The sequence below is a fragment of the Acinetobacter sp. YH12140 genome, assembly GCF_013418475.1.
GTDB lineage: Bacteria > Pseudomonadota > Gammaproteobacteria > Pseudomonadales > Moraxellaceae > Acinetobacter > Acinetobacter amyesii.
The window spans coordinates 103,684-111,688 of the sequence record NZ_VPBZ01000004.1 but is presented as its reverse complement, the minus strand read 5'-3'; the positions used below and the strand labels follow the sequence as shown (position 1 = coordinate 111,688).

Genomic DNA, 8,005 nt, shown 5'->3' with positions numbered 1-8,005 from the left:
GTCCACAGTTCTACTTCCGTACAACTGACGTAACTGGTGCGATCTCGCTTAAAGAAGGCGTTGAAATGGTTATGCCTGGTGACAACGTAGAAATGTCAGTAGAATTAATCCACCCAATCGCAATGGACGCTGGCTTACGCTTTGCGATCCGTGAAGGTGGTCGTACAGTTGGTGCGGGTGTAGTTTCTAAAGTAACTGCATAATCACTAAATGTGTGAAAAAAAGCGCCTCTTTGAGGCGCTTTTTTTATGCTTATTCAATGTGATAGGGAAATTGTCTGACAATATTTTTTAAAGCTGTCCTTTAGTGATAATTCACTGTCCTTAACTGAAATAATTACGTGTCAATAAAACCGTAATATGAACTCAAGAAAACCAATAAAAGTTTGAGTATTTCATAACTCAAAAAGGAGTTAGGCATGAACGCTAAAGTAAAGATTACTAATCGAGCAGGTGCAAGTTTCCCTGTACGTCGCATGAATTTTGATTTTGATGCGGTACCAGAGTACTGGATGAATGGCTCAGCAGGTTTGACACATTTTATGACCGCATTGTCTGCTTTATTTCCCGCGGGTGAAATGTTCTTTATTGATAGTGTGCGTGCAGTACGTAAACACCCATCGATCGCAAATAATGAAGCCCTACAAAAAGAAATTAGTGCTTTCATTGGTCAAGAAGCAATGCATACGCAAGAGCATGAGGGTTTTAATGCTTCTGCACAAAAATACGGTCATGATGTCGAAACACTTGATAAGGCAACGGGTCGTGTTATCCAAGGTGTACGTAAAGTCTTTGCACGTATTGGTAAACCTGTTGGTATTACTCAAGAAATGGTGGATCTTACTGCAACTACGGCACTTGAGCATTTCACTGCAACGATTGCTTCACAGTTATTGGTAAACCCACATATTCAAGCCTTAATGACTGATGAAACCATGAAAAATATGTGGTTATGGCATGCGATTGAAGAAAATGAGCATAAAGCCGTAGCTTATGATGTATTTGAAGGTGTCTTTGGTCAGGGAATAAAGGCCTACGCACTCCGTACAGGTTCATTGATTGGCGCAATGGTGACATTATTCTTCATACAAAGTTATTTTGTCGCTCGTTTATTAAAAGAAGATAACAAGCTTAATTTTGAAGCATTAAAAGATATTTATACCTATGGTTATAGCCCTTCAAAAGGCATCATCACTGGTATGGGTAAAGAAATGCTGATGTATTTTAAACCAGGTTTTCACCCGAATGATTTAGATACTTCTGGTTTGTTAAAAACGTGGAAAGCATATTTGGGTCTCTAATCACAGCGCTGTGGTGACTTTTTCAGAAGGGCGATGTAAATCGCTCTTTTTTTTATTCAACTTTATAGACAAACTTTTTATAATGCGCATACCCTAGCTATAGAAAGATAAACGAAGATGATTCGTTTGATGCAAGACGCTGATGTCCAGCAGGTTTACGATATCGAGCGCCGCGTACAAAGCCATCCTTGGACCATAAAACAATTTCAAGAATCGATTGCTGCCTATCAAAGTACGGTGATTGAGCGACAAGGAAAAGTTGTAGGTTTTTGCATTTTACAACCCGTTTTAGATGAAGCAAATTTATTGTTAATGGCGATCGATCCGAGCCAGCAAGGCAAAGGATTAGGTTTTCAATTACTCGATGAATCTATTGCCTTACTCAAAAATAACCCCATTCAAATCTTCTTAGAAGTGCGAGAAGGTAATCAACCAGCGATCCGTTTATATGAAAAAGCGGATTTTCATCAAATCGATTTGCGAAAGAATTATTATCCAAATGCCGATGGAACTCGTGAGCACGCCATTATTATGGTGAAGACTTGTGGTGATGATTTTGCAGCTTTATTTAAATAAAAGCGGTGAAGCGTAATCAGATTTAAAGAAAGCATTCGTGAATAAACGGATGCTTTTTTATTGAATATCTTTTGTTTGATCCCGTTTATTTAATAATAGGATTGTTCCAACCGGAAGGTAGGGTGGTCATCAGGGAATCCCCCAGTTGGCTGATTTCTTCTTGGGTCAGTGGTCGGTTGAGTCGACGCCATTGTCCATCAAGCAGAAGTTCCAGTGGAATGTACTGAGATTTATAATTCATTTTTTGCGAATCGGGCACCCAATAGCCCAAGTAGACATATTGCAGTCCAAGTTTTTGTGCATGCTCGATTTGTTTCAGAATGGCAAAAGTCCCTAGGGAGCGACGGCTTTCATCAGGATCAAAAAAGGTATATACCGCTGAAATACCATCATCAAGTGGATCACAGGTAGATACACTGATCAGTTGCTCATCTAACCACAGCTCTAAAAAGAAACTGTCAGTGCAGCTATTAATTAAAAATTTTTCAAATTGATCTTGGCTAGGTGGGTACATATCACCATCAGCATGCCGCTCATTAATGTAGCGTTCGTACAGCGCATAATGCTTTGCATCGGCATCTTGAGGGCGGCTAATTTTCACCGTTAAATCTTGATTCCGTTTCCGCGCTTTTTTTTGCACGCTGTTCATTTGAAATTCATGAACAGGAACGCGAGAGGACAAACATTGGCGACAAAGATGACATTCAGGGCGATAGACAAAATCACCACTACGACGAAAACCCATGCGGGAAAGTTCAGATAATGTGACCACATCAATACGATGGACCGGGTCCAAAAAGACCATTCGAGCAGATTTATTTTCTAAGTAGCTACAATCATGCGGAGGCGTGATGTAGTACTGTAATTCGTTCAACAGGGACTTTGGTTGATAGGAATTCATCGTAATATCCCTCTTATATTGTCATGCGCTGAGACTCGCCCATTGCTCTATTGTTTTACTTGAAAATACACTGTCCTGATACTTTTTCCAATCGATAGAGGGTTGTTTAACAACATCTTGTAACGAATTAAGGTATTGTTGGCGAGAAAGTGTACTCGCACCTAAGCTTAAGAGGTGATCGTTGACTAATTGGCAATCAATCCATGGTAGTTGATTCTCTTGCCCGATGAGCATTAAGGTGTAAAACGCCATTTTAGAGACATCTGTTCGTGTACTAAACATAGACTCGCCAAAGCAGCCATGACCAATATTAACGCCATAGAGGCCACCGACAACGATCTCGTTTTCCCAAACTTCAATGCTATAAGCATAGCCTGCGTCAAACAGCGCAGAATATCCCTGAATAATATCTTCTGAAATCCATGTTTCATTGGCATAACTACGCGGCAGTGAACATGAGCGAATCACAGTTTCAAACGCATGATTAATGGTGATCTTATAGTCCATTTTTTTCATGCTGCGTAATAACGATTTGCTTGGATGATAGTCCTGCGGTCGAATAATGCAGCGGGGTTCAGGACACCACCAACAAATCGGATCACCTTCACTGAACCATGGGAAAAGACCGTGACTATAGGCTTCAAACAGTGTGGAAGGGGAGAGGTCAGCACCGATGCAAATTAAGCCTTCACCTTCGGGATCGCATTCAACTGGATCGGGGAAAGTAAATTCAGAAGGAGGGAGTATCGGCATGCCAAGCTTCTTATTGAGGTACACGGATATTTATCATACATAAAAAAGCCGACCATTAGGTCGGCTAATTTTTTAAAACTATTTAGCTAAGCAAATGACTGAAGCAAAAGATTATTCGCCGAGTGCATCAAGGTATTTTTCAGCATCGAGTGCAGCCATACAGCCTGAACCTGCAGAAGTAATCGCTTGACGGTAGATACTATCGGCAATATCACCCGCAGCAAATACACCCGGAATAGACGTTTGTGTTGCGTTACCCGCTGTGCCACTTTGAACTTGGATGTAGCCGTCACGTAAGTTTAATTGGCCTTCAAAAATACCGCTGTTTGGTTTGTGACCAATAGCCACAAACATACCAGTGACATCAACATTTTGAGTTGAATCATCTTGCGTAGATTTAATACGTACAGAAGTCACACCCGTCGTATCTCCAATCACTTCATCCACTTGGTGATTCCAGATGATGCTGATTTTACCTTCTTTTTCTTTTGCAAAAAGATGATCTTGCAGAATTTTCTCTGATCGTAAAGTGTCGCGACGGTGTACAAGAGTGACATGAGAAGCAATGTTTGAAAGATACAGCGCTTCTTCCACAGCAGTATTACCGCCGCCGACAACCATAACTTTTTGGTTTTTGTAGAAGAAACCATCACAAGTTGCGCAAGCACTTACACCTTGACCCATAAATGCAGCTTCAGATTCAAGACCTAAGTATTGCGCAGTTGCACCTGTACAAATAATCAATGCATCACAAGTGAACTCTTCCATATCGCCTTTAAGTACGAATGGACGAACATTGAGGTCAACTTCGTTGATATGGTCATACACTATTTCTGTGCCAAAACGTTCAGCATGCGCTTGCATTTGTTCCATTAGGGCAGGGCCTGTTAAACCTTCTGCACCACCTGGCCAGTTATCTACTTCTGTTGTCGTAGTCAATTGACCGCCTAATTGAATACCTGCGATGAGTGTCGGTTTCAGGTTCGCACGGGCAGCGTATACCGCAGCGCTATAACCTGCAGGACCAGAACCTAAAATAATTAGACGTGAGTGACGAGCGCTCATCCGTAGAATCCTTTTTTTATATGATAATTTGTGGAATTATACGTCAAAGTTTGAAACGATTGTGTGAGATTAAAGTCGATATTATTGATCATCGAAATCGTTTTGAGCTATATAGAATAAAGTTAACAACTATACTTAAATTATCTTGCATCTTTTTTATTGAACAGGTGCATAATAACAGGTTTAGATTCAGCCCATTTTTGTTGTGGGTAATGACAAAAACATTCATGAAGAATTGGTTACAGGAACGTATATGACAGCGGTGTCGGGTGCATATGCACAGCGCTTAATAATGACATTATTCCTTGTTTCATTTGGGATATATCTGTTCCTTGCAACAGTCACATATACGCCATTTGATCCGGGATGGATGCATTTATCCAGTGATACTCAGCAAGTTTCAAATGCCAGCGGCGTCGCAGGCGCATGGATAGCTGACTTACTCTATGGATTTTTAGGTTGGGCAAGTCTGCTGATACCTGTCTATTTATTTCTCGAAGCAATTCAAGTATGGTGGCCGCGTAGTTTTTTAAACCGTCCATTTCGTTATGCCGCTCAGTTCTTTATTTTACTGGCAACTTCAAGTTTACTTTTCCTATTTTGGAATGTCCCTGAAGATACTTTAGAAAATGCATCGGGCGGGATTATTGGTTATGAACTGGGTCAAAGTCTTGAACAAATTTTAACGGTCTATGGTGCAGCAATATTTCTTATTGCATTTTGGATCATGTTGTTCACTTTGGCCTTTGGCATCAAGTGGAATAAGACATGGGCAACCATGAAATCGACACCAGCTTATCTGCAAGATTTGTTCTATCGCAATGTGCCTGAAGGCGACACCGCATTTGACCGTACAGTACCAACGACTAAAAAAGAGAGTGCTGCTGCGCATGCATCAAAAGTGGTTGCACCAGTTACACCCGCCCATGAGCATCATGCTGTAGAGGTTGACCCTGTAGTACGCGATCGTGTTGCTGAGCGTTTATTTGATGATATTGCTGATAAAGAATGGGCAGAAAAAGAAGGCAATGTACAGCATTTATCTACGGTAGATTCGATGGAGACTGCTACACCATCCGATGATGATTTTGAACATACTTTGGCGAAAGTGCGTCAGTTTGAGCAAGATCAACAACGTGTTGTTGCGACAGGAGAGGTTTGGCGTGCCTTGCATTCAAATGATGACCAAAGGCATAAACAAGATATTGATGCTTTACTGAAAGCTGCAGAAGAAGAGCAGCCTGCCAATCAAACTGAATATTTCAACAAAGCAGCAGATGTGCATTTGACTTCTCCGACAGAAGCGGCGCCGGCAGCTAAAAAATCTGTGGATTGGGATGATGATGAGATCTTCGATGAGCTGTTAGCCGCTGTTCCAAATGGTAAAACAGCGACTGATGTGCATAGCCCATTTAATACAGCACAAAGTGAAAGTCCTGCAACGCATTCAAATGAATTTGCTACAGGTGCTGCTGCAACCGTTGCAGGTTTAGGCGTAGCTGCTGCACAAACGACAACGCTCACCACACCGAAAAATATCAGTGTTGAAACCGAATTTAATGATCTCGATGATTTGCTGGTTGAAGAAGCAGAGCGAGTGATAGAACAGGTACAGCCAGTTCGTACAACCAGTAGTTATGCGCAATCTACGCCTTTGGTTCGTGCTGAAATCAATACACAGCCGCAGACTTTTGTATCTGATGATGAAAAAGCCTTAATCAGCTCGAATAAAGATGCTTTCCGTGAAGTGTGGCAAGAAACAGCAGGTAAGCCTGAAGACATCGATTTAGATCTCGAAGATGATTTTGACTTTGATGCGCCTTTAACCGATGCCTCTGGTCGTCCAATGTCTCGTGCGATGCAAGTGGCACAAAAACGTTTGGATTTACCGACTTTGCCGGGATTGGAAATATTAGATCCTGTAGATCCGAATAAGAAAGTTAATTTTACCGCAGAGCAATTGTCTCGCTTGTCTGAACTTTTAGAAATTAAGCTGCAAGAGTTTAATGTCAAAGCTAAAGTTGTAGAAGCACAGCCGGGCCCTGTCGTGACACGTTTTGAACTAGATTTGGCACCCGGTGTAAAAGCATCGAAAGTGACCAATATTTCACGTGACTTGGCACGCTCAATGTCTATGGCTTCTGTACGTGTGGTGGAAGTTATTCCGGGTAAACCGTATATCGGGATTGAAGTCCCAAATAGTTCACGTGAAATGGTTCGTCTTATTGAGCTGTTAGAAACGCCGGCATACCGTGATCCAAATGCCTTACTTAGTATGGCGATGGGTAAAGATATTTCGGGTAATCCTGTCTTGGCAGATTTGGCGAAAGCACCGCATATGTTGGTGGCAGGTACCACGGGTTCTGGTAAGTCAGTCGCAGTTAATGCCATGTTGTTGTCGATGTTGTTGAAATATACACCTGAGCAACTGCGACTCATCATGATTGACCCGAAACAGTTGGAACTTGCCAACTATAACGATATTCCACATTTATTAACGCCTGTTGTAACCGACATGAAAGATGCGGTGAGTGCATTGAACTGGTGTGTGAATGAAATGGAGCGTCGTTATAAGCTGATGTCTTTGATGAAAGTGCGTAAGCTGACTGACTTTAACCGCAAAATTGAAGAAGCAATGGCCAACGGGGAAGATCTCATCGATCCAACTTGGAAGCCAGATGACTCTGCAACCCAAAGTCGTGCGCCACGTTTACAGCCTATGCCGTTGATCGTAATTGTTGCCGACGAATTTGCCGACATGATCATGCAAGTGGGTAAAAAAGCTGAAGAAATGATTACCCGTCTTGCACAAAAATCACGTGCAGCAGGGATTCATTTGCTGTTGGCGACGCAGCGTCCAACCGTAGATGTAGTGACAGGTTTGATCAAAGCCAATATTCCAACGCGTGCTGCGCTACGTGTCAACAGTAAACTGGATTCACGTACTATCTTAGACGCTGGTGGTGCGGAAGACTTACTGGGCCATGGTGATATGTTATTCCTCGGACCGGGGAAAATTGAACCTGAACGGGTACATGGCGCGTTTATTTCAGACGATGAAGTGAACCGTATTTGTGATGCATGGCGTGAGCGCGGTGAACCGAATTATGTCGATGAAATCCTCACGCCTTATGATGAAGAGCCGACATCTCGCGGTTTTGAAGATGGTGATGGCGGATCAGATCGAGATGCTTTGTATGACCAATGCGTTAGCTTTGTACTGGAAACTCGTAAAGCTTCTACTTCTTCGCTGCAACGTAAATTTAGCCTCGGTTATAACCGTGCTGCACGGATTATTGATCAGATGGAAGAAAATGGCATCGTCAGTGGTATGGGACCAAATGGTAAGCGTGACATTTTGGTTTAATCAATTGGATTAGATCTTTCTCTAAAACCTGCTTCGGCAGGTT

6 protein-coding genes and 1 pseudogene are annotated in these 8,005 nt (G+C 42.1%); 4 read left to right on the top strand and 3 right to left on the bottom strand.

What is annotated here, in order from left to right; translation table 11 throughout:
• The 3 genes and pseudogenes from tuf to rimI all read left to right on the top strand — a co-directional run.
• Window positions 1–203: pseudogene (gene tuf, locus FTU75_RS07035) on the top strand (elongation factor Tu); the annotation flags it as partial.
• Window positions 204–418: 215 nt separating this feature from the next.
• Entirely contained in the window at window positions 419–1,300 is an 882-nt protein-coding gene (locus FTU75_RS07030) for a metal-dependent hydrolase (protein WP_180115522.1), read from the top strand.
• A 117-nt stretch (window positions 1,301–1,417) separates the two neighbouring features.
• Complete coding sequence (rimI, locus tag FTU75_RS07025) at window positions 1,418–1,876, top strand: ribosomal protein S18-alanine N-acetyltransferase (protein ID WP_111885277.1); 459 nt, start codon at window positions 1,418–1,420, stop codon at window positions 1,874–1,876.
• 85 nt (window positions 1,877–1,961) lie between these two features.
• On the opposite strand, the gene FTU75_RS07020 is transcribed toward rimI, so the two are convergent.
• The 3 genes from FTU75_RS07020 to trxB form a co-directional block, all read right to left on the bottom strand.
• On the bottom strand, window positions 1,962–2,777 hold the full coding sequence (locus FTU75_RS07020; protein WP_180115521.1) for an arginyltransferase: 816 nt from the start codon (window positions 2,775–2,777) through the stop codon (window positions 1,962–1,964).
• A 21-nt stretch (window positions 2,778–2,798) separates the two neighbouring features.
• A complete protein-coding gene (aat, locus tag FTU75_RS07015) occupies window positions 2,799–3,530 on the bottom strand; it encodes a leucyl/phenylalanyl-tRNA--protein transferase (protein WP_180115520.1) in 732 nt (243 codons plus the stop codon).
• Window positions 3,531–3,641: 111 nt separating this feature from the next.
• Window positions 3,642–4,595, bottom strand: coding sequence for a thioredoxin-disulfide reductase (trxB, locus tag FTU75_RS07010; RefSeq protein ID WP_111885274.1), 954 nt, complete (start codon window positions 4,593–4,595; stop codon window positions 3,642–3,644).
• A gap of 253 nt (window positions 4,596–4,848) precedes the next feature.
• Here trxB and FTU75_RS07005 point away from each other — a divergent pair, with 253 nt between their 5' ends.
• Window positions 4,849–7,962: a DNA translocase FtsK gene (locus FTU75_RS07005; protein ID WP_180115519.1), complete on the top strand. Its 3,114-nt coding sequence runs from the start codon at window positions 4,849–4,851 to the stop codon at window positions 7,960–7,962.
• Window positions 7,963–8,005 lie beyond the last annotated feature (43 nt).